Below are 25700 nucleotides of genomic sequence, written 5' to 3' on the forward strand. Positions count from 1 at the left end.
TTGGTAGAAGACATACAGCGGCAGGCCCTGCCGCTGCTCTAGCCTTGGCAGTTTTGCTCAAGGCTTCTTTTCGGTTATAATTTTTTGGCAATCGTCTAAAATTCCATGAGAAATAGAGTCTAGGAAATTCATTTCTTTTGCATAAGAGAGGTGCCCCCTTTTGTTACAAGCACTTATTGATGTATTTTCGAAGGATTCGGACTTCAAATCCATAACCGCTGGCGTTCAAGCCGGCATGAGGGAGCAATTGATCTCCGGTCTTTCCGGGTCGTCCAGACAGATCTTAATGGCTGCATTGCACCAGGACCAGCAGCGCCCGCTGCTCGTGGTCACTCATAATATGTTTTCAGCCCAGAAAATTGCGGATGATTTACAGGAAGCGCTCTCACCGGATCAAGTGTTATTATACCCGGCGAATGAGCTGGTAGCAGCCGAGTCGGCCGTTTCAAGCCCCGAGACTCTGGCGCAGCGGATTGATGTTCTCGTCCGTTGTGCAAGAGGCTTCCGGGGTATTGTCGTTGCGCCATTTTCCGGCGTGCGTCGCCTTCTTCCCGCTCCCGAAGTGATGTCCGATGCCCGAATCGTGCTCCATGACGGCGGTACACTCGTGCTGGAATCCTTTCTGAACCAGATGATTGAGATGGGATATGAACGGGTGGAGCGCGTCGAGAGCCGCGGCGAGATGAGTGTCCGCGGCGGTATCATCGATTTTTATCCGATGACAACGACCATGGCGTACCGCGTAGAACTGTTTGATGAGGATATCGACTCGATTCGTACCTTCGACCCGGCGGATCAGCGCTCGATTGATAAGGTCCGGGAAGTCACCATTACACCATGCAAGGAAATTATTGCCGATTCGGAGCGGCTTAGTCGCACAGCGGATACGGTGGCCCGTCTGCTGGAGACGCAGCTCGAACGCATGAGTGATCGTCAGGCCAAGCTCCGTTTGCGGGACGAAATACACCGGGAAGTTGAGATGCTGCGCGAGCGGATGTATTTCCCTGAAATCTATAAATATATCTCCCTGTTGTATCCGGAGAAGACCAATTTATATGATTACTTGCCGAAGGATACGATTCTGATTATGGATGAGCCTGCTCGCCTGTTAGAAACAGCCAAGCAGCTGGAGCGGGATGAAGCGGAATGGAATTTGCATCTGATGCAAAATGGCAAATCGCTGCCGGATCTGCCGCTGTCGCTGGATACGGAAGAACTGATCTACCAGCATCCCTACCAGAGCCTGTTGATCTCCATCTTCCTGCGTCAGGTGCCAAGAATGCAGCCGCAAAATATCGTCAATATGATTACGCGCGGCATGCAGGATTTCCATGGACAGATGAACGTGCTCAAGGCCGAGATGGAACGCTGGAAGAAGTCGGGCGTTCAGGTCATGATGCTGGCAGGCGATGCAGAGCGGATGGACCGTATGCGGCGGGTGTTGCTGGACTATGGCATCGAAGAACCGGTGATGTATGAAGGGCATTTGCAAAATGGCTTCGAGATGCCTTCGGTCCATGCTGCTATTATTACAGAGAGTGAGATGTTCTCCTCGAAGCAGCGTAAAACACGCAAAACCACGAAGAATATGGACAACGCCGAGCGCATCAAGAGTTATACGGAGCTCAAAGTCGGCGACTATGTGGTGCATCAAAACCACGGTATCGGGAAATATATGGGGATCGGGACGCTCGAAATCAACGGAATCCATAAGGACTACATGCATATTTTGTATGCCGGGGGCGATAAGCTGTCCGTTCCGATTGAGCAGATCGATCTCATTCAGAAATATGTCGGTTCCGAAGATAAGGAGCCGAAGGTTTACAAGCTGGGTGGAAATGAATGGACACGGGTTAAGAACAAGGTTCGTTCTTCCGTTCAGGATATCGCCGACGATCTGATCAAGCTGTATGCCGAGCGTCAGTCTGCGCCTGGATACGGTTTTGAGAAGGATACGTCGGAGCAGCAGGAATTCGAGGACATGTTCCCATATGATGAAACACCCGATCAGCTTCGGGCCATTACCGAAATCAAAAAAGACATGGAACAAAACCGACCGATGGACCGGCTCCTGTGCGGTGATGTCGGTTACGGGAAAACGGAAGTGGCGGTTCGAGCTGCCTTTAAAGCGGCGATCGAAGGGAAGCAGGTTGCGGTGCTGGTACCGACAACGATTTTGGCCCAGCAGCATTACGAGACGTTCCGGGAGCGCTTCGCCAATTATCCGATCAACATTCAGGTGCTGAGCCGTTTCCGGAGCCGTAAGGAGCAGAATGAGACGATCAAGAAAGTAAAGCAGGGCTCCGTCGATATTCTGATCGGAACGCATCGACTGCTTTCGCAGGATATTGTGTTCAAGGATCTGGGACTGCTGATCGTGGATGAAGAGCAGCGATTTGGCGTTACGCATAAGGAGAAATTGAAGAAGCTGAAGACCAATGTCGACGTGCTGACGCTGACGGCAACGCCGATTCCGCGCACGCTGCATATGTCGATGCTCGGTGTTCGGGATTTGTCCGTGATCGAGACACCGCCGGAGAATCGTTTTCCAGTGCAGACTTATGTCGTAGAGCATAGCCAGACCCTGGTGCGGGAAGCGATCGAGCGGGAGCTGGCCCGGGGCGGTCAAGTTTACTATCTTTACAACCGGGTTCAGGGCATTCAGGAGATGGCAGCCCAGATATCCATGCTGGTACCGGAGGCCCGAGTGGGTGTGGGACACGGCCAAATGTCGGAAACGGAACTGGAGAAGACCATTCTCGACTTCCTCGACGGCGAATACGACGTATTGGTGAGCACAAGCATTATTGAGACGGGCGTGGATATCCCGAATGTCAATACGCTTATCGTGCATGATGCGGACAAAATGGGCCTCTCCCAGCTGTATCAGCTGCGCGGACGCGTCGGACGTTCCAACCGAATCGCATATGCTTATTTCACGTACCAACGGGATAAGGTGTTGACCGAAGTGGCCGAGAAGCGGCTGCAGTCCATTAAAGAATTTACGGAGCTTGGCTCCGGATTCAAGATTGCGATGCGGGACCTGTCGATTCGCGGTGCGGGCAACCTGCTCGGAGCGGAGCAGCATGGTTTTATTGCTTCCGTCGGGTTCGATTTGTATTCACAAATGCTGGCGGAGGAGATTCAAAAGCGCAAAGTCAGCATGTTGGGTGAGCCGCCATTGCCATCGAAGGACTGGAACACCTCCATCGATCTGGGGATTGATGCTTACTTGCCGTCTGATTACATTTATGACAGCATCCAGAAGATCGAAATTTATAAAAAAGTGGCTGTCGTTTCGTCTATCGACGAATCGGCTGAGCTTGAGGACGAGCTGCTTGACCGCTTTGGCGAGCTGCCGCTTGCGGTAAGTAACCTGCTTGCCGTATCCCGCTTGAAGGTATATGGTCGTACGTACGGGATCGACTCCATCATCCAGCGCGGCGATGATGTGCTGCTGCAGTTTTATGAAGGGCAGGACAAAGCGATTGATACAACAGGGCTTGCGCAAATTGGAAATATGTTCGAAAGACGTGTACAATTTGAACAAGGGCCGACTATGGCCATTCGAATCAAAGGCAAGGGACTTTCCGATCAACAACTGTTAGAATTGCTGGAGCAATTCCTGGAGGCCGCAAAAGGGCCATTCAACCTGAAGGGAGAACTACAAAATGCCGTCAAGAAATAACAAGGCATGGAAGACGTTTATTGTATCCATCACAGCAGTACTATCCATGTCGATGATCGCTGCGTGCGGAAACGACAAGACTAAGGGAACCGAAGATGATAATAGCAAAGTTATCGTCAAATATAAGGGTGGAGAAATTACCGAGAAGGAATTTGATCTGGAACAGCGCATGATTCAGTTCATGTCCCCGGAATACGCCCAATTTTTACAAATGGATGAATTTAAGGAGTATTTGGCGAAACAGGGGGTAGCCTATGAATACCTGTACGCCAAAGCTGACGATAAAGCGAAGGAAGCTGCCGGGAAGCAAGCGGATGATTTGTTAAAGCAGCAGAAGAGCGGAATGGGCGAGGAGCAGTTTAAAGCTGCTCTGGAATCGCAGAAATTGACGGAAGACGACCTCAAAAATTATATGCTTCGCGTCATGACCGTCATGGAGTACGAGAAGAATCAGGTAAAAGAAGAGGATATCAAGAAGGAATTCGATGCGAACAAGAAGGATTATACCAACATTAGCGTTCGTCATGTCCTGATTGGTTTTCAAGATACCGAAGGCAAGGAGAGACCTGAGGGAGAGGCGCTCAAAATTGCCAAGGAAGTACAGTCCAAGCTGAATAAAGGGGAGGATTTTGCTGCTTTGGCGAAGGAATACTCCCAGGACCCGGGCTCCAAGGACAGCGGGGGTCTGTACGAGAACAAACCCGCAGGCAGCTGGGTGCCTCAATTCAAGGAAAAGGCCTTAACGCTGGAACTGAACAAAATCAGCGATCCGGTAGAAACCGATTACGGCTACCATGTCATGAAAGTGGAGAAGCGTGAGGAAGTGTCTTACGACAAACTGCCTGCCGATCAGAAGGAAGGCATTCGAAATGAGCTGGCTTCGGCGAAGATTGACAACTTCATGCAGAATGAGCTTAACGACCTGATTGAGAGCATGAATCTTCCGAAAAGCGAGAATGCGGACAAGCCTGCCGAGGGTACGGGAGACCAGAAGACAGACGGTACAGCCGACAAACCGGCGGAAGGTGATCAAACACCGGATGCAGGCAAGGACGACACAGGTAAATAAGCCCGCAGACAAGCGGTCGGGCAATGATATTGTAATGCGTTGGGGCAATGCCGGATGTATGGCCAGCGCACGCAAGAAATGGCGGGATCTTCGAATCCATAACGTGCGAAATCGCGCGTTATGGATTTTTTCTCCCCTGACGTCAGTCTCTTTCGAATGATATTTATTTTGGATTTCGCAACCAACAGAGGGTAGATGATGTATAAGGAATTGGGAATGGATGAATACTATGGTCAGACATTAACTCTTATATACCTGGGGACATCCTCTTCCCGAATGGAACAGTAGTTGAAAAATCTTCTTATGAAAGTGGGGCAACAAGTGACATGAAAGCTACTGGTATCGTCCGCCGTATTGATGACCTCGGGCGCGTGGTCATTCCAAAAGAAATTAGACGCACACTGCGGATTCGCGAAGGCGACCCGCTGGAAATTTTCGTTGACCGGGATGGAGAAGTCATTCTGAAGAAATATTCACCGATCGGTGAGTTGGGTGATTTTGCGAAGGAATATGCAGAGTCCCTTTATGAGAGCACAGGTCACATCACGATCATATCGGACCGTGATACATTTATCGCCGTAGCAGGCGGCTCCAAGAAGGAGTATTTGGACAAGCCAATCGGCAACCTTCTGGAAAACTGCATGGAAAATCGCAAGACAGTGCTGGAAAGCAACAGCGGTACGTATGAGATCAGCAAAGACAATCCGGAAACTCTGTCCGCATTTGTCGCTGCGCCTATCATTGCTGGTGGAGACCCGATTGGCAGTGTTGTGCTGCTGAACAAGGATGAATCCGTGAACATGGGTGAGATGGAAGTGAAGATGTCTGAAACTGCTGCAGGCTTCCTCGGCAAGCAAATGGAACAGTAAGACGAGGACATGAATCCTTGGATGGAGACTCCCGCTGAACGTTGATCACAGGTCAATCGGCAGCTGGGAGTTTTTGTTGTCCGGTTTCTTTTTTTGTACCACGCTCACACCCTTGGTTATAATGATGTACATATGGCAGCATCTGAATGATGATGGGTCTATATTTACGGAAAAAGAAACTAGGGGATTGGAAGAGGATATGAAACCAGATCAAACAGGGGCAAGGCTTCTACAGGGAGCGTTTATTCTCAGTGCGGCCGCGCTTTTGTCCAAATTGATTGGCACACTGCAAAAAATACCGCTGCAAAATATGGGCGGGGATGCCGTCTTTGGCATCTACAATACGGTTTATCCGTTCTATATGATGATCATTACGATAGCGGCCGTCGGTTTCCCCGCAGCGGTCTCCAAATATGTGGCAGAATATGAGGCTGAAGGGCGCACCGAGGACGGTCATCGCCTGCTCCGCCTGTCATCCGCCTCGTTGGTGCTGTTCGGTCTGATTCTCGGCTTGCTGATGTATGTCTGCGCTCCGTGGATCGGGATGTGGATCGGAAGCAGTCAGGTTGTACCCGCCCTCCGCGCAGGCGCGTTGGCGCTGGCATTCGTGCCTTGGATGTCGGTCCTCCGCGGTTATTTTCAAGGGCTGCACAATATGGTGCCGACGGCGATTTCCCAGATTACGGAGCAAGTTGTCCGTGTCGGGGTTATGATTGTGCTGCTCCTTTACATGATACGGGCCGGCGCCGATTCCGACATGATTGCCGCCGGGGCCCTGCTAGGATCTGTTGCCGGTGGTGCTGCCGGTCTGGTGGTGATGGGAATCTACTGGCGCAAGCATCTCCGGGGAACTCGGAGTAAAGCACAAGGAAAAGTTGTCTACGGAATCAGAGCAGCGGGTATGAACGAAACGAGGATGCGTGCCGATGTATCTAGAGAGGGAGCAGGTGTTCTGCTTGGACGCCTGCTTGCTTATGGAATTCCGGTCTGTCTTAGTCTGCTCGCGGTTCCGCTGATTGGACTGGTGGATACCTTCACGGTGCCCCGGTTATTGACATCCGGCGGACTGGGCGAAGCAATGGCTATGGCAGAGTTTGGGGTCTATAACCGCGGACTGCCGCTTGTCCAGCTGGTTACGATGCTGGCTACTTCGTTGTCGGTTCTGTTTATCCCTGCCCTGGCAGAGGCCAAGTTCAAGGGAGAGTCCAGCCGGGTTGCAAGCCAAACCCGCATGGCCCTCCGCTGGTTTTGGCTGATCGGGATGACGGCCTCCGTAGGCTTGGCAGTGCTGGCTGAGCCGATTAACGTTATGCTGTACGAGGATGCCGCAGGAACGGTGACGATGCAGGTGATTGCCTTTACAGCCGCCGGGGGTACGCTGAGCACGATTACAGCCGCGCTGCTTCAAGGCATCGGCATTGTAAAGGCCCCGGCGGTTCATCTGCTGGCTGCGGCAGGGCTCAAGCTGCTGCTCAACCTGCTGCTGGTGCCGCAGTTTGGCATTACCGGCGCAGCTATCGCCGGCGTGGCCGCGCATCTGACCGCCGCCGCGCTCAACCTCGCGCTGCTCTCGCGAAGCGCCGGCGCCCGCCTTGACGCCGGCGGCATGCTCGCGAGGACGCTGCCGGTCCTCGCCGCGGTGGCGCTGGCCGCCTGGGCCGCAGGTGAGGCAGCTGGCGGCATTCTGGCGGCGGCCGGCTTCGCCCCAGGTCGCCTCACCCACGCGGCAGCGGGCCTGAGCGGCGTCGCGGCCGGATGCGGCGCCTTCCTTATCGGCGCCGCGCTCACGAAGCTCCTCACCGAGGAGGAGCTTCGGATGCTGCCGAAGGTCGGAAGACCACTGGCAGCCTTCTTGCGGGCCCTGCGTGTGCTGCGCTGAACCGGGCCGATTGTGAGATGTTTGATCTTCTGTGCTATAGTAGTGTACGATAATGACGTCGACAAGGCGGACGAAGACGAAAGGAAGTAGCGTATGAGTGCATCCATTACGGTGGTCGGCTTGGGTTCTGGCAATCCGGATCGATTGACGATAGGTATCATAAAAACCATGCAGCGGGCATCGAAGGTGTATGTGCGTACATTATCTCATCCCGTCATTGCTGCGTTGAATGAATTCCAGATTGAACTGGAATCGTTTGACCATGTGTATGAAGCGTATGACACCTTTCCCGAGGTGTACGAATCCATTGCATCCGCGCTAATCAACTTGGCCAAAGCTGCTGAGGAGGATCGCGAGATTGTCTACGCGGTGCCCGGGCATCCCATGGTAGCGGAGGCAACGGTTCGGTTATTACGGGAACGCTGCCCGGGAGAGCATGTGACGCTTACGGTGCTCGGCGGTGAGAGTTTTCTGGACGAGGCCTTCGTTCGCCTTGGTTTCGATCCCATTGAGGGCTTCCAGCTTCTCGATGCGGCTGAGCTTCGGGCAAGCGTCATCCAGCCGCAGCTGCATACCCTGATCGGCCAGGTGTATGACATGTTTACGGCTTCGGAAGTTAAACTGGCGCTGATGGAGCTGTATCCGGACGATTATCCAGTCATTGTCGGCCATGCGCTGGGCGTTGAGGGCGAAGAAGCGATACAGCAAGTACCGCTCTTTGAACTCGATCGCATCGACGGCTACGGGAATTTGTCGCTGATCTACGTACCCCGAAGCGATGACAGCACGTTAAGGCAGCGAACGTTTGCCCGGCTCCATGAGATCGTTGGCATTCTCCGCAGTCCTGAAGGCTGTCCGTGGGACCGCGAGCAGACCCACGAATCCATCCGCAAAAATCTCATCGAAGAAACCTATGAGGTATTGGAGACGATTGATGAGGATGATCCTGAGCATATGCAGGAAGAACTTGGGGATCTGCTGCTGCAGATTATGCTGCATTCCCAGATGGAAGAGGAGCTCGGTACCTTTACGGTGTATGATGTCATTCAAGCGCTGAATGACAAGCTGATCTTCCGCCACCCGCATGTCTTTGGCGAGAGCAGCGCCAAAGACGCGCAATCTGCCCTGCAGAACTGGGAGCAGATGAAAGCGGAAGAGAAGCGTCGCAAGGGGCTCTCACCTGAGAAAGCCTCGGCGCTGGATGGCATCCCGCGGGATCTTCCCGCCTTGATGAAGGCGTACAAGCTCCAGAAGAAGGCATCCAAGGTTGGTTTCGATTGGGATAATATCGAAGGTGTGTTCCAGAAGATTGAAGAGGAACTCGGTGAACTGAGGCAGGCGGTGACCGAGGGCCAGTCTGATGAGGATACAGCACTAGAGCTCGGCGATCTGCTGTTCGCGGTCTCCAATGCGGCAAGATTTATCGGTGCGGATCCGGAAGAGGCGCTCTCGAGAACGAACCGAAAGTTTGTCAGTCGCTTCAGCTACATAGAGGAGAAGCTTGCCGCCCAGGGGAAAACCTTGCAGGAAAGTACTCTGGACGAGATGGAAGCCCTATGGCAGGCCGCTAAATCGGGATCGGCACAAAACGGCGGTATCGACGTGTGAAAAGGGCAACTTTTCACGTAAAAAATAAAAAAATAGGGATTTGCGGCAGGAATTCCGCAAGGCATCCAGAATAATCATTAATGGTGAAATCTTGCAGGTTGCAAGGCGGTTTAACCGAATAACCGTAAAATCTTATATTTTTCTGATAATTGGGAGGATTTAATTCATGAACAAAACAGATCTGATCAACAACATTTCCGGTAAAAGCGGTTTGACAAAAAAAGACGTAGAGAACGTCCTGAACGGCTTCCTTGGTGAAATCACTGAAGCTTTGGCTAATGGCGATAAAGTTCAATTGATCGGCTTTGGTACATTCGAAACTCGCAAGCGCGCTGGACGTACTGGCCGCAACCCGCAAACGGGTAACACGATCGAAATTCCAGAATCCAACGTTCCTGCGTTCAAGGCAGGTAACAAGCTTAAAGAAGCCGTAAAATAATGCGCGTCGATAAATTCCTGAAAGTATCGAGGTTGATCAAGCGGCGTACCGTAGCGAAAGATGTATCGGATCAAGGTCGGGTGCTGATCAATGGCCGCGAGGCCAAGCCGAGCAGCACGGTTAAATTGGGCGACGAGATCACCGTCCAGTTTGGCCAGAAGCTGGTGACCGTCCGGGTCGAGCGTCTTACCGAGACAACCCGTAAAGATGAGGCGACCAGCCTCTACACCTTGGTCAAGGAAGAACCGATCGTTAAAGATCGCGGATTGGACTGGTAAGCAGCCCAAAGCCGTTCCATCAAACGTCCCTCTCACCATATGGTGTGGGGGGCGTTTTTATGTTTATCATGGATGTATAAACGATTGGAACTCCTGCTCTCTTTCTTTCGCCTGGCTTTCGTCGCAGCGTCACGATCATTCCTGAGGCGGTTGTTCTTCTTCCGGTTCTAAAGACAGGCACCTTCCCATAAGCTATTGTTAAAGGAGGGGTACATGCCATGATCGACCAAGGGAAGGGTAAGTTTCATGACCTGCGGATGCAGAACCGGAAGCTGCTGGACATAACGGGTGTCCAAAATGTGGAGAGCTTTGACAGTGAAGAATTTCTGCTTCAAACCGAGCTTGGGCATCTCACCATTCGGGGGCAAAATTTACATATTAAAAATCTCAGCCTGGAAGAGGGGCTTTTGTCGATTGAAGGTCAGGTGCATTCACTGATTTATTTGAATCCCGGTTCGCAGACCAAGAACAAGAGTCTGCTGGGTAAGCTGTTTAAATGAACCCCAGCGTACAATGGATCACGCTGCTCTGGATGCTCTTCTCCGGAGCAGCGATGGGAGTCGCCTTCGACAGCTACCGGGTGCTGGCAGGGCAGCTCCGTTTCCCGCGATGGTCCAAGCATACCCTGGACTTCCTTTACTGGATTGCGGCAGCCTTCTTCATTTTCCGCATGTTGTACATGACCAATGACGGTCAACTGCGTTTTTATGTGTTTGTGGGCTTGTTTATAGGGGTTTGGATCTATTTTTTATTATGGAGTGTCATAACCCAGCGTTTTGTGGTAATGTTAATTCAAGTGACAAAAGGCTTAATGGCCTTTTTGTACAAGCTGTTCCGTATGTTAGTGTGGAATCCCATCAAAGGAATCCTAATGCTCATCTTGGGATTGTTAAGGTTTCTATGGAAGTTTCTCCTGTCGCTGTTGCGTTTAGTCCTTAAATGCCTCATGCCTTTTTGGCGACTCTTGAAATGGATGCTGAGACCGATCACATCCAGAGTCAGGCTGCCGGCATGGAGCAAGCAACTCGCGGACAAGGTTATTAAGGCGTGGAAGCGCTGGTTTTAGGAGGTATGGTCATGGGAAGATTTGCTGATCCGTCGAAGCAGGCTCCCCAACAAACCAAGACAAAGAACAAGGGCGCACGCCGGCGAAAAAAAATGTTTGTGGCGATGATGGCGCTGTTTTTGATCTGGGCAGGTTCAACGCTCTGGTCCCAGAATGACCGCATCCGTAATCAGAACGAAGCGCTTGCTCAAAAGCAAGAGGATTATAAGTCCGTTGAACAGTCGCTAATCCAGATTACTCATGAAGTGGAGCGATTGAAGGACCCTGAATATATCGGGCAGATTGCCCGCAAGAAGTTTGGACTGTATCTGCCAAATGAGACGCCGATCATTCAGCCCCAAAATTCGGGCGAAAAGCCGTAATTAGGCATGACAGACGTCTGTTGACCTTGTTTAGGTCATTATCGTATAATCAAATCACCGCAGCGCGATTTCTAAATCGGACTGTATATTTTTAAGGGAGGATCATTTTATTCTATGGCAATTGAAGTGGGCACCAAGTTAGAGGGCAAGGTGACAGGCATAACGCATTTTGGAGCATTTGTGGATCTGTCAGGAGGTGTCACGGGTCTCGTTCACATCTCGGAGATCGCCGACAATTACGTTAAGGATGTCAACGATCATTTGAAAATCAACGACGTCGTTACCGTGAAGGTGATTAATGTCGACAAGGACGGCAAGATCGGTCTTTCGATCAAGCAGGCTGTCGACAAGCCGGCTTCCGAAAGTCGTCCACCCCGCGCACCGAGACCGGAACGCAGTGGAGGCGGCGGAGAACGATTCGGAGGTGGCGGTGGTGGAGGATTCAACCGTGAACGCGGCGGACGCCCGTTTAAGCCTGCGGCCAACAAGCCTTCATTTGAGGATAAAATGTCACGCTTCCTAAAAGACAGTGAAGAACGGATCTCTTCGCTTAAGAAGAATACGGAAGGCAAACGCGGTGGACGCGGAGCCAAACGTATGTAATTCGATAAAATATAAACTGACCGCAGAGGGAAATCGCCTTCTGCGGTTTTTTTGTCGTTGCATCCAAGGGTACGACAGGTTCCTACGCAATTTACGGCGCTGTCGTATGGAATGAGCACGGAATGTCCGCCTCAATTCGGGAAATGATCCGCAAGAATGCTGCAGGCTTGACCCGTGGAAACACCGCTGGGCGCGGGGGATGGACGCTCTTTTCCCGAACGTTCGCAAGACACGTTGATTTTGTCGGAAATTTCTTTCGGGCTTGTCCGGTGTTCTGACAAACTTTCCTGAACAGGGGTTTTATAATGGGACCAACAAATTCGTGAAGAATGGGGTGCCAGCGTAATGGATAAAAGAAATCTGGTGATGTTTCCGGGTACTGAGGCGGTTAAAGGGGGAGCGGGTTCCATTCGTGCCCGTGTAACAGAACGGTTAGGGCAGCTGCCTTTCCTGCAGCGTCCCATCCACTTCCTGGCCGCTAAGAAGTGGATGATTCTGCTAACCTTCATGGGTTTTCTGCTCGGACGAGCTATGATTCTGGGGGAGCTGTCTCCATTTGCAGTCGCTTATTTTGCAGTTATTGCCTTTATGCGTCGTGATGTTTTGCTGCCGGTAGGCGCAGCGATCGTTGCAGGTAGTTTATTTGCGTCCTTTCCGGTGGCATGGATGGTACCGGCAGAAATCTTGATCTTTTACTTTATGATGCGGGGATTGGAGACCTATGATCGGGCAGAATTGTCGTATGCGCCGCTGATGGTATTTGTCTCCACCTTCTTCGTGAATCTGTTCAGTGTTCTCATCGGACCTAGCATTACCTGGTATTCCATGATGATGCTCACCCTGAACGCCGTACTCAGCTTTGTACTGACACTGGTCTTTATCCAGGCGATTCCGGTGCTGACCCTTCGTAAAAAAACACATGCTCTTCGAAATGAAGAAATTTTATGTATCATCATTTTGCTGGCGTCGGTCATGACAGGAGCCGTTGGCTGGACGATCCAAACCCTGTCGGTAGAGCATGTCCTATCCCGATACTTAATTCTGTTGTTTGCTCTAGTCGGGGGAGCTCCACTAGGCGCCTCGGTTGGTGTAGTAACAGGCCTCATCCTCAGTCTTGCCAACATTTCGGCATTCTCCCAGATGAGTCTGCTCGCCTTCTCCGGGATGCTCGCCGGTATGCTGAAGGAAGGGAAGAAAGGCGGCGTTTCGCTGGGAATGCTGCTCGGGGCTACCATTCTCTCCATCTATTTCAGCAATCCTGGAGAAGTGATGATCTCCACTTGGGAAACCTGCGCGGCTATTGTGTTATTCCTCATTACGCCCAAGAGCGTGATGCAGGCTATAGGCAAATATGTGCCAGGCACGCAGGATCACACCCGTTCACAGCATGAATATGCCAAGCGGGTCCGGGATCTTACAGCGGATCGTGTTACCCAATTTTCCCGGGTGTTCCGGCAGCTCTCGCAAAGCTTCGGACAAACGTCCGGGGTTATACAGCCTCCGGGCAAACAAACGGAGGAGATGAATCATTTCATGAATGCCGTGGCGGAGGGCAGCTGTGCCACATGCTTTAAACGGAATCAGTGCTGGGACATGAAATTTTACCAGACTTATAAATATATGACCGATATGATGACCTCCATCGAGGAGAACCCTGAGATGGAAGCAGATGATCTGCCACCGGAATGGAGCCGGATCTGTGCCAAGAAGGAGGAGGTGCTTGGCATCCTCAAGCAGCAGTATCATCTTTACCAACATGATATGCAGTGGAAACGCCAAATATACGATAGCCGACATCTGGTAGCGGAACAATTATCCGGGGTTTCTCAGGTTATGGAAGATTTGGCACGAGAGATTAAGCGGGAAAGCCAGACGATGCACATTCAGGAAGAACAGATTCGGGAAGCGCTTCAGCAGCTGGGTTTATCGATTCAAGGCATTGATATCATCAGTTTGGACTCCGGGCAGGTTGAGATTGAGATCGTTCATGCGTATACCCGGGGTTATGACGAATGCAGGAAGATTATCGGACCGCTGCTGTCCGACATTCTCGGGGAGCATATCGCCGTAATGGAAGAGACCTTGACCCATCCAAGGGATGGATTGGCCACCGTGCGATTCGGCTCAGCGAAAACATATGAAATTATGACAGGCGTAGCCGCAGCGGCTAAGGGAGGAGATATTTTATCAGGTGACAGCTTCAGTACGGTCGAGTTGGGGAACGGGACGTTTGCGGTAGCGCTTAGTGATGGTATGGGCAACGGGGAAAGGGCTCGGCTTGAGAGCAGCTCGGCTCTGAATATATTAGAACAACTGCTTCAATCCGGGATGGATGAGAAGCTGGCGATCAAATCGGTGAACTCCATCCTTATGCTGCGTTCACCGGATGAAATCTATGCTACGGTCGATATGGCCCTAATTGATCAATATACGGCTCAAACCACCTTTATGAAGATCGGTTCGACGCCAAGCTTTATCAAGCGGGGGAATGATGTCATACCGGTCTCGGCCAGCAATCTCCCGATCGGGATTATTCAGGATATCGAAGTGGATCTGGTGTCGTTACAGCTGCAAGCCGGTGATGTTCTCATCATGATGACGGATGGCATATATGATGCGCCGGGTTATGCGGTGAACAAGGAGCTATGGATGAAACGAATGATTCAGGAGGTGAACAGCGAGGATCCGCAGGAAATAGCCGATTGTTTGCTGGAGAAAGTGATTCGCTATCAACAGAATCAAATACATGATGATATGACGGTGGTGGTCGGGCGTGTGGATCACTTCCATCCGGAATGGTCGAATGTGCATGTTCCGGGCTTCGCCCGAATGGAGCGGCCGCGAACGGTTAGCTGATGCGATAGATAAAATAGATAAACTAAGTGATTACCCGGGAAATGGAGGACCCCGGAGAGGGTAAATCTTTTCCGTCGATTCTTCTATATATCGTTTGAACTCTCTTGAATGTGGAAATGATAGAGACAGAAGTCAAATCGATAGGATGAGACGGAGGCGATCATTTATTATGAAGCAAATTCTACTGATTACGGACGGATGCTCGAACGTGGGAGCCAGTCCGGTTCTGGCTGCAGCCCATGCGCTCCAGGATGGTATTGTCGTGAATGTGGTGGGGGTCCTTGATTACGGAACGATCGGTGAGCTTGGGGGATTGGAAATTCAGGAGATAGCCAAAGCGGGAGGGGGTATACACCGGATCGTAGGTACACCGCAGCTGGCGCAGACGATACAGATGATGACTCGGAAAACGGTGGTTCAGACGATCCAACAAGCGGTAAATAAGGAGATACAGCATATTTTGGGGGGCGGGTCGCTGGAGGAACTTCCGCCGGACAAGCGATCGCAGGTCGTTGAAGTTGTGGATGAGCTGGCTGAGACGTCATCTCTGCAGGTCGCGTTGTTAATCGATGCAAGTGCTAGCATGAAACCCAAGCTGGCTGCCGTTGAGGAAGCGATACGTGATTTAATGCTGAGTTTGAAAGCGCGCGCAGGCTCAAGCGAATTGTCCGTATTCCATTTTCCTGGAAAACACAGCGGCGAGGATATCGTGATGGACGTGAATTGGACCTCGGATCTGGACGGCGCCCGGGGAATGTTCAGCCGCCTGCAGATGAGAGGGGCTACGCCGACGGGACCTGCCTTGTTAAAGGTGATTGAATTTTACCGATATGGTACACTAGAGGGTAATCAATCATGGCAGGGTCATTCCAGCCAAGAGGAAGGGATGCTCGGTGACTACGTTGTCTAACCCGGGTTATCCGCCAGGAACCGTAATTAAGGGCAAGTGGCGGAACAGCCGGTACATCGTGGAGCGTATGCTCGGCAAAGGGGCTAACGGCAAGGTGTATCTGGTCCATCGGGCAGGAGTACGCGAGCGTTATGCTCTAAAAGTTGGGTATGACGCTCTGGATCTTCAATCCGAAATTAATGTCCTGAATGCGTTGAAAGAACAGATGCCGAACCCTTATCTCGTGGAGGCGGACGATCATCATGACGGCAGTGGGGAAGTGTCCTTCTATGTCATGCGTTACATTGAAGGGAGTCCGCTGCATCATTTTATTCGCAAGCGTGGTGCCGATTGGATCGGATTGATCGGACTGAAGCTGCTCGAGAAGCTGTCCGTTCTGCATGCATCCGGTTATGCATTTGGTGATTTGAAGCCGGATAATGTGATGGTCTCGGCATACGGAAGAGTGGAACTGATCGATTATGGAGGCGTAAGCCCTTTCGGACGCAGCGTCAAGCAGTTTACGGAATGGTATGATCGGGGATACTGGAATGCCGGAAGCCGGACTGGCGACGTATCCTATGATTTGTTCTCGTTTGCCGTGATGTGTATCGGCCTGCTGGATGAGAAATCATTACGGGAGGCGTCTTGTCAGCTTCCCCAGACCCGTAGTGTTGCCGATCTGCAGCTGGTGCTGCGAAGAAACCTCCTGTTTAAGCCATACGCTGTGTGGCTGAACAAGGCTTTGTCGGGAGATTTCGCGGATTCACGGGAAGCGTTGAACGAGTGGAGAAAACGAATATATGAAGGTTCGGGCCGGAGCGTGCGTCCTAAACCGGGACGAACTCCGCGTTGGCTGAAGAACGCGTTTGGTTTGTCGTTAGTCATCATGGCCCTTACTGTTTATTTTTTCTTCCGCTCATGAAGTTGTTACCTTGTTACTGGGAGTTCATAAAGGTGCGAGTTCAAAAAGGTCGGTTTTCAGCACCGAAGCTTATGCTCCCGATGTGCGTTTTTTCAAAACGCTTCAGTTGGATGAAGCAAGGGACGTCAGGAGTGGAGCTACACGTTTTCGCAGAAAACGCCTTCGAAAGCATCTGCTGTTTTTGGTACGTGAGCACCTGAAATGTTTCCGCAGGAAACATACTTCGAAAGCATCTGCTTAGGCCCGGCTGAATTCAAGATTCGATGCCGAGTGGCTTCCTGATTCACTTCGTGTTAGATATAGAATTTATGAGTTATCAGTGGAACTGATGAAATTCTATATCGCAAGAAAACCTACCTATGCATCGCGCTCGCTCATCCTTGAAGTGGCCTCGATAGGGGTTTTCTTATCAAAAGCGGGCTTTTTGAACAACCTCTAAAGGGGACCTGGAAAGTGAAACAGGATTATTTACGGACATTCGTCAACCATGTCGAGCGTACAGCCGCAGAGTTTGATCTGTGGTCAGAAGGCGATAGCATCGTGGTCGCCGTTTCCGGCGGGCCTGATTCCGTTGCGCTCCTACACGTACTGCATGAAATTTCTATGCACCGGACGCCGCTCCGATTGATCTGCGCCCATGTGCATCATGGGTTTCGGAAGGAATCAGACCAAGAGGCAGAGATGGTGCGTGAACTGGCGGAGCGGCTCGGACTTCCATTAGAAACGGCGTTTCTCGATATTCCTGCTTATATGGAAGAGAGCGGTAAGGGTGGGCAGGAGGCTGCAAGAGAGAAGCGTTATGAATTTCTGCTGCAAACAGCCCACAAATACAATGCGCGCGCCGTAGCGCTGGCTCATCATGCTGACGATCAAGCCGAGACGGTGCTCATGCGGCTTCTGCGCGGGAGCGGCCTGTCCGGACTTGCCGGAATAAAATTTAAGCGAACGGAAAAAAAAGTGGAACTTATCCGTCCGTTCCTACGTATGTACAAGGCGGATATCGTGGAGCTGTGCCGTATATGCGGATTCCAGTATGCGGTGGATAACAGCAATCTGCAGACGAAGTACCGCCGTAATGCGATTCGCCTGGAAGTATTGCCTTTTCTGGAACGATACAATGGGCAGTTCTCCTCCTCACTCAATCAGCTGGCCGAGATTGTCCAGCAGGAGGATGATTTTGTGGAGCTTGAAGCTGCGAAGCAATTTCGGAGTATGGTACAGGAGAACGATGGGAGGCTCGCTTTCGACGCGCCTTCCTTTTTGGGCTTACATGTCGCTTTACAACGGCGTTTGATTAAACTAATATTAAATTACCTGCCCTCAGACCAGGAAAACACCGATTTTGTCAAGATTGAAACGGTGCGCCATGGCATTCTTAACGATCAGCGAAGCAACTGGCGTCTGGATCTGGGTGACGGCATTACCTGTGTTCGTGAGTACGGAGTGATCCAGTTTTGGCCTAAGCCTCCGGAAGAACAGGGACAGTACATATACATTCTTGATTCTCCTGATGTTTCGCAGCAGTATGTTAAGGAAATCGGAAAGATGCTGAAATTGTCGTTAAAGACAGGAAGCGAAAGCCGGAGCGGCTCCAGACCATCGGCCTTTGTGGCGGATTTTGATGCGGATGAGCTTAGGTTTCCTTTAACCTTGCGTAACAGACAGCCGGGGGACAAGATGAAGATCATGGGATTAAACGGAAGCAAAAAGGTGAAAGATATTCTCATTGATGAGAAAATCCCACCGTCTGTCCGTGCCCGGATTCCTATTCTTTGTGACGGTTCCGGCAGCATTGTGTGGATTCCAGGTGTACGACGTTCCGTTCACGCCGCTTGCGGGCGGCACACATCACGAGTTCTCCGGATGGAGCTATCGGATGCTTAAGGCAAGTGTAAAACGAAGAATGGCCCGTTTCACGCTTTCATAGTATAAACGTAGGAGGTCCACTTAAGTTGCAGAATGACATTCAGGAAATACTCATCAGTGAAGAAGAGATTCACGCAAAGATTAAGGAACTTGGTTCCAAACTCAGCGCCGAATATGTGGGACGCAATCCACTCGTTATTTGCGTTCTTAAAGGTGCGTTTATTTTTATGGCCGACTTGGTTAAATCCATAACAGTACCTCTTGAGTTGGATTTCATGGCTGTATCCAGCTATGGGGCATCAACCAAATCCTCCGGCGTGGTGAAGATCATTAAAGATCTGGACGCATCCGTTGAAGGCAGGGATGTGCTGATTGTGGAGGATATTATCGACAGCGGTCTTACGCTGAGCCATTTGATTGAGCTTCTGAAGAGCCGCAAGGCAAACTCGGTGTGCGTTGTCACCTTGTTTGACAAGCCGGCACGCCGTACGGTGGATTTGCAGGCCGATTATACCGGATTCGTGCTGCCGGATGCATTTGTTGTCGGATACGGACTTGATTATGCCGAGCATTACCGGAACCTCCCCTACATCGGGATTTTGAAGCCGGAAATCTACAGCAGTTAAACCGCGCCAATGGGCCGCTATCACAGTTCAGGGCCCTTTGTTGAGATGGCCAGACAGGCTGTGGTAAAATATCTTATGTGTCTTGAGAGGAGGTAGGGGATGAGTCGGTTCATCCGGAATTCTGGTTTTTATTTGATTCTATTTTTAGTCGTGGTGGGCATAGTACAATTCGTTACTAATGGCGGCGAGCAAGCCGATGCCCCTAGTTATAATGAACTGCGGCAGGAAGTCAAAGCTAACAACATAGAGGAAATGACGGTACAATTTGACGGTTACGCTTATCTGGTGACCGGTAAGTATAGGGAGGTTTCCGAAGAGAAAAAATCGGAGAATTTCTCAGCCTATATTCCTGCCACGGATGCAGCGATGCAAGAGCTGACTGCAGCCAGTGAGAGCAACAAAGTCAAACTGTCCGTGTTGCCAATGGAAGGCCAAAGCATTTGGCTGACATTGCTTTCATCCTTTATTCCGCTCATCATTATGTTTGTACTGTTCTTCTTCCTGTTTAATCAGGCTCAAGGCGGCGGCGGCAAAGTGATGAACTTTGGCAAGAGCAAAGCCCGCTTATATAATGAAGAGAAGAAACGGATTACATTTGAAGATGTAGCCGGAGCAGATGAAGAGAAGCAGGAGCTTGTTGAAGTTGTTGACTTCTTGAAGGATCCGCGCAAGTTCAACACGGTTGGCGCTCGCATTCCGAAGGGCGTTTTGCTTGTCGGTCCTCCGGGAACCGGTAAGACGCTCCTGGCTCGTGCCGTTGCCGGTGAAGCGGGAGTGCCGTTCTTCAGTATTTCCGGTTCCGACTTCGTTGAAATGTTTGTCGGTGTCGGTGCTTCTCGTGTACGTGACTTGTTCGAGAACGCGAAGAAGAATGCACCATGTATCATCTTTATCGATGAGATTGATGCAGTAGGTCGTCAGCGTGGCGCTGGTCTTGGCGGCGGTCATGACGAGCGTGAACAGACACTCAACCAGTTGCTGGTTGAAATGGACGGTTTCGGAGCGAACGAAGGCATTATCATCGTTGCTGCGACCAACCGCCCGGATATTTTGGACCCGGCGCTTCTTCGTCCGGGACGTTTTGACCGTCAGATTACCGTAGATCGCCCGGATGTGAAGGGCCGTGAAGCCGTACTGAAGGTTCATGCACGCAACAAACCATTGACGAAGGATGTTAAACTTGACATCATCGCCAAACGTACAACCGGTTTTACAGGCGCCGATCTGGAGAATCTCCTGAACGAGGCTGCCTTGCTTGCAGCTCGCCGCAACCGTAAAGATATTTCCATGCGAGAAGTGGATGAGGCGATTGACCGCGTTATCGTCGGTACGGAGAAACGCAGCCGCGTGATCAGTGACCGCGAGAAACGCATCGTGGCATACCATGAAGCGGGTCATACCATTGTGGGTTACTTCCTCGAGCATGCGGATACGGTGCATAAGGTAACGATTATCCCTCGTGGCCGTGCCGGCGGATATGTCATTATGATGCCGAAGGAAGATCGGATGCTCGTGACGAAGCAGGAATTGCTGGATCGCGTAACCGGTTTGCTTGGCGGACGTGTCGCTGAGGAGCTGTTCATCGGTGAAATCGGGACCGGGGCATACAGTGACTTCCAGCAAGCAACAGGCATTATCCGCAGCATGGTTGTGGAATACGGTATGAGTGAGAAGCTCGGACCGATGCAGTTCGGTACATCCCAAGGACAAGTGTTCCTTGGACGTGATATCGGACATGAGCAGAACTATAGTGATGCAATCGCTTATGAGATCGATCAGGAAATGCAGCGATTCATTAATGATTGCTATGAGAAATGTAAAGAGATCCTGAATAAGCATGCTAAAGAGGTTCATCTGATTGCGAATACGCTCCTCGAGATGGAAACGCTGGAGCTTGAGCAAATCAAGAATCTCATTGAGACCGGATCAGCTGAAGGCAACGGCAGTGGCGACGGTGAAGGAGAAGGTTCTTCCGAGAATGGTGAACCGATCATCGACAACATTGGCGACGTGAAAGTTCGCATCCAAGGGAAAGAAGACGGCGAGCAGCCGACTTCCACGGAGGAAATTCCGAACAACCCGATGGATTCGAATGATCCAGGGCCAGAGCGCAAAGATTCGGAGCGCAAGGATCCTCCAGGCGGATCGGACAACGGTAACAGCAGCTTAACGTAATATTTGCTGATAAAACCTCGAATACCGAATAAAATTGAAGAACCGGAGAACGATAATTCGTTTTCCGGTTCTTTTTGTGCTTTCTATCACATTGACAGGGGGCAGAACGAACGTGTACATTAGTTGTTAAATAAGGATGCGAATCCTTTCACAAAGGTGGAAACCATCCTGAAAGTCACATGGTCATCAGCGGCGAACTGCCGGACTATATAAGGGGAGAGGGTCGATCATGGAAGCGTTGGCACTGGAGCGTAAGGCGGAACAGAACCGTGAGCTGCGCGAGCGGTTAATGCAATTGAAGAAGGAACGTAACGCAATCATTTTGGCACATTATTATCAACGGGATGAAATACAAGAGGTCGCTGATTTCCGGGGGGATTCCTTCCTGCTCGCGCAGAAGGCAGCACAAACGGATGCCGAGGTTATCGTATTTTGCGGTGTGCATTTTATGGGCGAAAGCGCTAAAATTCTGGCACCGGGCAAGACGGTTCTTATACCGGATGAGCGGGCCGGCTGCCCTATGGCGGACATGGTGAACGTTGACGGACTGCGGAAGCTGAAAGCGCAGCATCCGAATGCCAAAGTGGTCACGTACATCAATTCATCGGCTGAGATCAAAGCTGAGACGGATATCTGCTGTACTTCATCCAATGCCGTGAAAGTGATTCAGTCGGTGGATTCGGATGAAATTATATGGGTGCCTGACAAAAATCTGGGGCATTATGTTCAGCAGCATACCGACAAGAAGCTCATTATCTGGGAAGGGTACTGCAACACGCATGACATGCTGACGGTGAAGGATGTCGTCGAGATGAAGGCCAAATATCCTCATGCTGAATTTGTCGTGCATCCGGAATGCCGTCCGGAGGTTGTTGCGATGGGGGATTTTGTAGGAAGTACCACCGCCATCCTGGAGTATTGCAAGAATTCATCGGCCAGGGAGTTTATCGTGGGTACTGAGGACGGAACCGGTTATCAGCTTCGACTGGATAGCCCGGATAAATCGTTCCATTTCGCTACGAAATTCCTGGTGTGTCCGAATATGAAAGTGAATAACCTCAAAAAGCTGGTTAAAGCGTTGGAAACGATGAAGCCGCAAATTTATGTGCCGCCGGTCGTTGCAGAAAAAGCCAGAACTTCATTAGAGCGCATGTTACAGGTTAAGTAGCATGCGCTACTCTTTCGTGAAAAGACAGGTGAGGCATCGTGATACCGCAGTATTTAATTGATTTTGATCTGAACGATCTTCCTGCAGTTGAGACGGACGTCATCGTGATCGGTTCAGGCATTGCGGGTTTATATACGGCGATCATGGCAAGTGCGACTCAGAATGTGCTGCTGATTACGAAGAAATCGCTGCTCGAAAGCAACACGCGTTATGCGCAGGGAGGAATTGCAGCCGTAACAGCTGAGGATGACTCCCCGGCCTATCATCGGCAGGATACCCTCTTGGCAGGGGCGGGCCTATGTTCATCTGCCGCGGTGGATGTCCTTGTAAACGAGGGGCCGGTTGGCGTTCAAGAGTTGATTCGGCTCGGCACGATGTTTGATGTGGAGAATGGCGAGCTCGCGCTGACCCAAGAAGGCGCACACAGTCACCGCCGGATCCTTCATGCCAACGGGGATGCTACCGGATATGAAATTGTGCGTGCCCTTTCCATTCAGGTTGAAATGCTTCACAATATAGAGGTGTGGGACGATCATTTTGTCATTGACCTGATTACCGAGCAGGGAGAATGTCATGGCGCTTTGGTACAAATGCCTGATGGAAAACGGGTATTCGTTCGTGGACGGGCGACGGTTATGTGTTCTGGCGGCGCCGGTCAATTGTACCGGTATACGACCAATCCGGAGGTTGCCACAGCCGATGGCGTTGCCATGGCTTATCGGGCAGGCGCAGAAATTCGGGATATGGAGTTTATACAATTCCACCCGACGGCGCTTAGCTATCCGGGTGCGCCCCGATTCCTAATATCAGAGGCGGTGCGGGGTGAAGGCGCCGTTCTTCGGAATATACAAGGGGAACGCTTCATGCCCAAATACCATGATTTACTGGAGCTGGCACCGCGGGATATTGTAGCACGGGCTATTGTCAGTGAGATGGAAGCAACGGGGTCTACCTTTGTTTATCTGGATATTACCCATGAGTCGCCGGAAATGGTCAGACATCGATTCCCAACGATTTATGAAACCTGCATGCAGTATGGACTCGATTTATCGTCAGATTGGATTCCTGTCTCCCCGGCTGCGCATTATATGATGGGGGGCATCAAAACCAATCTGCACGGCGAGAGCAGCGTGAAACGTTTATTTGCTTGCGGGGAGGTATCGTCTACCGGTGTCCACGGGGCGAACCGTTTGGCCAGCAATTCGCTGTCGGAGGCGATTGTGTACGGTAGTCGTATTGTCGAGCGCATTAAGAGCCTGCCGGAACCTTCAGGCGATCCGCTTCATGTATCATTCCACCTCGGTCGCAAGGACGCTCCGTCCCAAGCGATGGTGGAAAAACGCTTGAAGCTACAGAAGGTAATGGTACGTTATGCAGGACTTCGGCGAAATCGGGATACTCTATTAAGAGCAGCGGAAGAGCTTGGCCGTCAGCTGCCATTGTTCCAATCCGTGCTCACCAAGCGTGAGGAATACGAGTTTGCTAACATGCTCACAGCATCCCTGCTCGTGGTTCAGGGTGCGCTGGGTCGTGAAGAAAGCCGGGGAGCCCACTATCGTGGGGATTTCCCGGAACGGAATGACAGCGTATGGCAGAAACATATTGTCCATACACGGGATCAAGAAATGACGGAGGAATTAAGCGATGATGTTTAACGGATACAACGATGGCCTTCTCCAGAGTATACGGACTTGGCTGCAGGAGGATATCGGGTCGGGGGACATTACGACCCTCACCACCATTGAGCCGGGTCATGAATCCAAGGGTGTTATTCATGCCAAGGAGGCAGGAATCGTAGCAGGTATGCCGGTTGCAGAGCTGGTATTCGAAACGGTTGATCCGTCGCTGACGTTTACGGCATTGGTCCGTGATGGAGACGAGGTTGAAAAAGGAACGGTTCTCGCCGAAGTGGAAGGAAGCACGCACCGTATTTTGACAGGCGAGCGTCTTGCTTTGAATTTGCTTCAGCGTCTGTCGGGTATTGCAACAAGAACACGTTCTTTTGTTGATGTGCTTGAGGGATTGCCAACAAGGCTGGTGGATACCCGCAAAACAACGCCAGGCCACCGAATGCTTGAGAAATATGCTGTTCGGGTTGGCGGCGGCGCGAACCATCGTTTCGGCCTGTACGATGCCGTCATGATTAAGGATAATCACATTAAGGGTGCAGGCGGAATCGCGCAAGCGGTCAGCCGTGCAAGAGCCCATATTCCACATACCATGACTATAGAAGTTGAAACCGAGAGCTTGGCGCAGGTTGAGGAAGCACTGGCTGCAGGCGCAGATATTATTATGCTGGATAACATGAGTCATGACATGATGGCGGAGTCTGTTCGAAGAATCAAGGCCAAGGCCCCTCATGTTCGCGTCGAAGCATCGGGGAACGTGACGCTGGAAACCGTGCGCGGGATTGCCGAAACCGGGGTCGACGTCATATCCGTTGGACGGCTGACTTATTCTTTCCATAGTCTCGATATCAGCTTGGATCTAAATGCGAAGAAAGGAGGGACAGAGAGTTGATTCTGGTTGTGGATGTAGGGAATACCAATATTGTACTGGGTGTGTATCAGGGAAAGAAGCTGCTGCATGATTTTCGAATCAGTACATCGCGTCAGTCCACCGTGGATGAATACGGTGTATTGATACACAATTTGTTTCAAATGTCCAATATACTGGTAAGCCAAATAGAAGGTGTTATTGTTTCTTCCGTAGTTCCTCCCCTTGTGCGTGTGGTCGAGGAGATGTGCAATAAATATATTGGCAAGGCGCCCCTGATCGTAGGACCAGGCATCAAAACCGGACTTAATCTGCGGTATGAAAATCCGCGCGAGGTTGGCGCTGATCGGATTGTGAATGCAGTAGCAGCCGTCGAGCAGTACGGGGGGCCGCTGATTGTGGTGGATTTCGGTACGGCGACGACGTTTGATTGCATCGATGAGGCAGGCAATTATCTTGGCGGAGTAATTGTGCCTGGTATTGGCATTGCCACGGAGGCTCTTGTACAGCGTGCTTCCAAGCTTCCTCGCGTAGAGCTCGAAAAGCCGAAAAAGGTAATCGGGCGCAATACCGTGCATGCCATGCAGGCCGGTATCGTTTTTGGTTATGCGGGACAGGTCGATGGCCTGGTCAAGCGTATAAAAGCCGAGATGGGTACGGACAATGTTAAGGTTATCGCTACGGGGGGACTGGCTGAACTGATTGCTGGCGAGACGGAGTCCATTGAAGAGATTTCTCCCCTTCTGACATTGGAAGGCTTGCGTATTATTTATGAGCGTAACTAGAACCGATATAAAACCGTTAGATATTACAAACAACTAGAAAGACAAGGAGGCCT

At 51.2% G+C, this 25700-nt stretch carries 21 protein-coding genes; all 21 read left to right on the top strand.

The features are described 5' to 3' along the window. Nucleotides 1-160: 160 nt before the first annotated feature. Nucleotides 161-3688 carry a transcription-repair coupling factor gene (gene mfd / locus ACPV3A_RS18665; RefSeq protein WP_194540298.1) on the top strand — a complete coding sequence of 1176 codons (3528 nt, stop codon included), beginning with the start codon at nt 161-163 and terminating at the stop codon, nt 3686-3688. Beyond that, nucleotides 3672-4757: a foldase protein PrsA gene (locus tag ACPV3A_RS18670; protein ID WP_426200569.1), complete on the top strand. Its 1086-nt coding sequence runs from the start codon at nt 3672-3674 to the stop codon at nt 4755-4757. The genes mfd and ACPV3A_RS18670 overlap by 17 nt, the downstream gene beginning before the upstream one ends. Nucleotides 4758-5083: 326 nt before the next feature. Further along, entirely contained in the window at nt 5084-5626 is a 543-nt protein-coding gene (gene spoVT, locus ACPV3A_RS18675) for a stage V sporulation protein T (protein ID WP_071221080.1), read from the top strand. A 199-nt stretch (nt 5627-5825) separates the two neighbouring features. Then, the gene (locus ACPV3A_RS18680; RefSeq protein ID WP_426200570.1) at nt 5826-7505 is read left to right on the top strand and encodes a putative polysaccharide biosynthesis protein; all 1680 of its coding nucleotides are present in this window, start codon (nt 5826-5828) and stop codon (nt 7503-7505) included. Between the two features lie 93 nt (nt 7506-7598). Further along, a complete protein-coding gene (mazG, locus tag ACPV3A_RS18685; RefSeq protein ID WP_426200571.1) occupies nt 7599-9113 on the top strand; it encodes a nucleoside triphosphate pyrophosphohydrolase in 1515 nt (504 codons plus the stop codon). 166 nt (nt 9114-9279) lie between these two features. After that, nucleotides 9280-9552, top strand: a complete 273-nt coding sequence (locus ACPV3A_RS18690) for an HU family DNA-binding protein (RefSeq protein ID WP_009591918.1) — start codon at nt 9280-9282, stop codon at nt 9550-9552. After that, on the top strand, nt 9552-9830 hold the full coding sequence (locus tag ACPV3A_RS18695; protein WP_076326537.1) for an RNA-binding S4 domain-containing protein: 279 nt from the start codon (nt 9552-9554) through the stop codon (nt 9828-9830). The genes ACPV3A_RS18690 and ACPV3A_RS18695 overlap by 1 nt, the downstream gene beginning before the upstream one ends. A gap of 218 nt (nt 9831-10048) precedes the next feature. Beyond that, nucleotides 10049-10330 (top strand): sporulation protein YabP, encoded by a 282-nt coding sequence (gene yabP, locus ACPV3A_RS18700; RefSeq protein ID WP_009591926.1) that lies wholly within the window; start codon nt 10049-10051, stop codon nt 10328-10330. Then, nucleotides 10327-10896: a spore cortex biosynthesis protein YabQ gene (yabQ, locus tag ACPV3A_RS18705; RefSeq protein WP_426200572.1), complete on the top strand. Its 570-nt coding sequence runs from the start codon at nt 10327-10329 to the stop codon at nt 10894-10896. The genes yabP and yabQ overlap by 4 nt, the downstream gene beginning before the upstream one ends. A gap of 11 nt (nt 10897-10907) precedes the next feature. After that, nucleotides 10908-11258 carry an FtsB family cell division protein gene (locus tag ACPV3A_RS18710; RefSeq protein WP_113057411.1) on the top strand — a complete coding sequence of 117 codons (351 nt, stop codon included), beginning with the start codon at nt 10908-10910 and terminating at the stop codon, nt 11256-11258. 114 nt (nt 11259-11372) lie between these two features. Further along, nucleotides 11373-11861 (top strand): S1 domain-containing RNA-binding protein, encoded by a 489-nt coding sequence (locus ACPV3A_RS18715; RefSeq protein WP_009591896.1) that lies wholly within the window; start codon nt 11373-11375, stop codon nt 11859-11861. A gap of 345 nt (nt 11862-12206) precedes the next feature. After that, nucleotides 12207-14717: a stage II sporulation protein E gene (gene spoIIE / locus ACPV3A_RS18720; protein WP_426200573.1), complete on the top strand. Its 2511-nt coding sequence runs from the start codon at nt 12207-12209 to the stop codon at nt 14715-14717. 169 nt (nt 14718-14886) lie between these two features. Continuing rightward, a complete protein-coding gene (locus tag ACPV3A_RS18725) occupies nt 14887-15627 on the top strand; it encodes a vWA domain-containing protein (RefSeq protein WP_076326532.1) in 741 nt (246 codons plus the stop codon). Then, nucleotides 15611-16531 carry a serine/threonine protein kinase gene (locus ACPV3A_RS18730; protein ID WP_194540303.1) on the top strand — a complete coding sequence of 307 codons (921 nt, stop codon included), beginning with the start codon at nt 15611-15613 and terminating at the stop codon, nt 16529-16531. The genes ACPV3A_RS18725 and ACPV3A_RS18730 overlap by 17 nt, the downstream gene beginning before the upstream one ends. Before the next feature lie 453 nt (nt 16532-16984). Beyond that, the gene (tilS, locus tag ACPV3A_RS18735; RefSeq protein WP_426200574.1) at nt 16985-18415 is read left to right on the top strand and encodes a tRNA lysidine(34) synthetase TilS; all 1431 of its coding nucleotides are present in this window, start codon (nt 16985-16987) and stop codon (nt 18413-18415) included. A gap of 68 nt (nt 18416-18483) precedes the next feature. Beyond that, the gene (hpt, locus tag ACPV3A_RS18740; protein ID WP_071221070.1) at nt 18484-19023 is read left to right on the top strand and encodes a hypoxanthine phosphoribosyltransferase; all 540 of its coding nucleotides are present in this window, start codon (nt 18484-18486) and stop codon (nt 19021-19023) included. Nucleotides 19024-19122: 99 nt separating this feature from the next. Next, a complete protein-coding gene (gene ftsH / locus ACPV3A_RS18745) occupies nt 19123-21198 on the top strand; it encodes an ATP-dependent zinc metalloprotease FtsH (RefSeq protein WP_194540305.1) in 2076 nt (691 codons plus the stop codon). A 229-nt stretch (nt 21199-21427) separates the two neighbouring features. Further along, on the top strand, nt 21428-22366 hold the full coding sequence (nadA, locus tag ACPV3A_RS18750) for a quinolinate synthase NadA (RefSeq protein WP_339220816.1): 939 nt from the start codon (nt 21428-21430) through the stop codon (nt 22364-22366). A gap of 38 nt (nt 22367-22404) precedes the next feature. Continuing rightward, nucleotides 22405-24021 carry an L-aspartate oxidase gene (gene nadB, locus ACPV3A_RS18755; protein WP_426200575.1) on the top strand — a complete coding sequence of 539 codons (1617 nt, stop codon included), beginning with the start codon at nt 22405-22407 and terminating at the stop codon, nt 24019-24021. Beyond that, nucleotides 24011-24886, top strand: a complete 876-nt coding sequence (gene nadC / locus ACPV3A_RS18760; RefSeq protein WP_194540308.1) for a carboxylating nicotinate-nucleotide diphosphorylase — start codon at nt 24011-24013, stop codon at nt 24884-24886. Before nadB ends, nadC begins: the two co-directional genes overlap by 11 nt. Further along, complete coding sequence (locus ACPV3A_RS18765; protein WP_071221065.1) at nt 24883-25647, top strand: type III pantothenate kinase; 765 nt, start codon at nt 24883-24885, stop codon at nt 25645-25647. Before nadC ends, ACPV3A_RS18765 begins: the two co-directional genes overlap by 4 nt. Nucleotides 25648-25700 lie beyond the last annotated feature (53 nt).

The organism is Paenibacillus sp. Dod16 (genome assembly GCF_049893405.1).
Lineage (GTDB): Bacteria > Bacillota > Bacilli > Paenibacillales > Paenibacillaceae > Paenibacillus_AQ.

What these genes read in the sequence shown, in the direction of transcription:
- ACPV3A_RS18670 (WP_426200569.1), top strand. Translation starts at nt 3,672, where the DNA reads ATGCCGTCAAGAAATAACAAGGCATGGAAGACGTTTATTGTATCCATC.
- spoVT (WP_071221080.1), top strand. Translation starts at nt 5,084, where the DNA reads ATGAAAGCTACTGGTATCGTCCGCCGTATTGATGACCTCGGGCGCGTG.
- ACPV3A_RS18680 (WP_426200570.1), top strand. Translation starts at nt 5,826, where the DNA reads ATGAAACCAGATCAAACAGGGGCAAGGCTTCTACAGGGAGCGTTTATT.
- mazG (WP_426200571.1), top strand. Translation starts at nt 7,599, where the DNA reads ATGAGTGCATCCATTACGGTGGTCGGCTTGGGTTCTGGCAATCCGGAT.
- ACPV3A_RS18690 (WP_009591918.1), top strand. Translation starts at nt 9,280, where the DNA reads ATGAACAAAACAGATCTGATCAACAACATTTCCGGTAAAAGCGGTTTG.
- ACPV3A_RS18695 (WP_076326537.1), top strand. Translation starts at nt 9,552, where the DNA reads ATGCGCGTCGATAAATTCCTGAAAGTATCGAGGTTGATCAAGCGGCGT.
- yabP (WP_009591926.1), top strand. Translation starts at nt 10,049, where the DNA reads ATGATCGACCAAGGGAAGGGTAAGTTTCATGACCTGCGGATGCAGAAC.
- yabQ (WP_426200572.1), top strand. Translation starts at nt 10,327, where the DNA reads ATGAACCCCAGCGTACAATGGATCACGCTGCTCTGGATGCTCTTCTCC.
- ACPV3A_RS18710 (WP_113057411.1), top strand. Translation starts at nt 10,908, where the DNA reads ATGGGAAGATTTGCTGATCCGTCGAAGCAGGCTCCCCAACAAACCAAG.
- ACPV3A_RS18715 (WP_009591896.1), top strand. Translation starts at nt 11,373, where the DNA reads ATGGCAATTGAAGTGGGCACCAAGTTAGAGGGCAAGGTGACAGGCATA.
- spoIIE (WP_426200573.1), top strand. Translation starts at nt 12,207, where the DNA reads ATGGATAAAAGAAATCTGGTGATGTTTCCGGGTACTGAGGCGGTTAAA.
- ACPV3A_RS18725 (WP_076326532.1), top strand. Translation starts at nt 14,887, where the DNA reads ATGAAGCAAATTCTACTGATTACGGACGGATGCTCGAACGTGGGAGCC.
- ftsH (WP_194540305.1), top strand. Translation starts at nt 19,123, where the DNA reads ATGAGTCGGTTCATCCGGAATTCTGGTTTTTATTTGATTCTATTTTTA.
- nadA (WP_339220816.1), top strand. Translation starts at nt 21,428, where the DNA reads ATGGAAGCGTTGGCACTGGAGCGTAAGGCGGAACAGAACCGTGAGCTG.
- nadC (WP_194540308.1), top strand. Translation starts at nt 24,011, where the DNA reads ATGATGTTTAACGGATACAACGATGGCCTTCTCCAGAGTATACGGACT.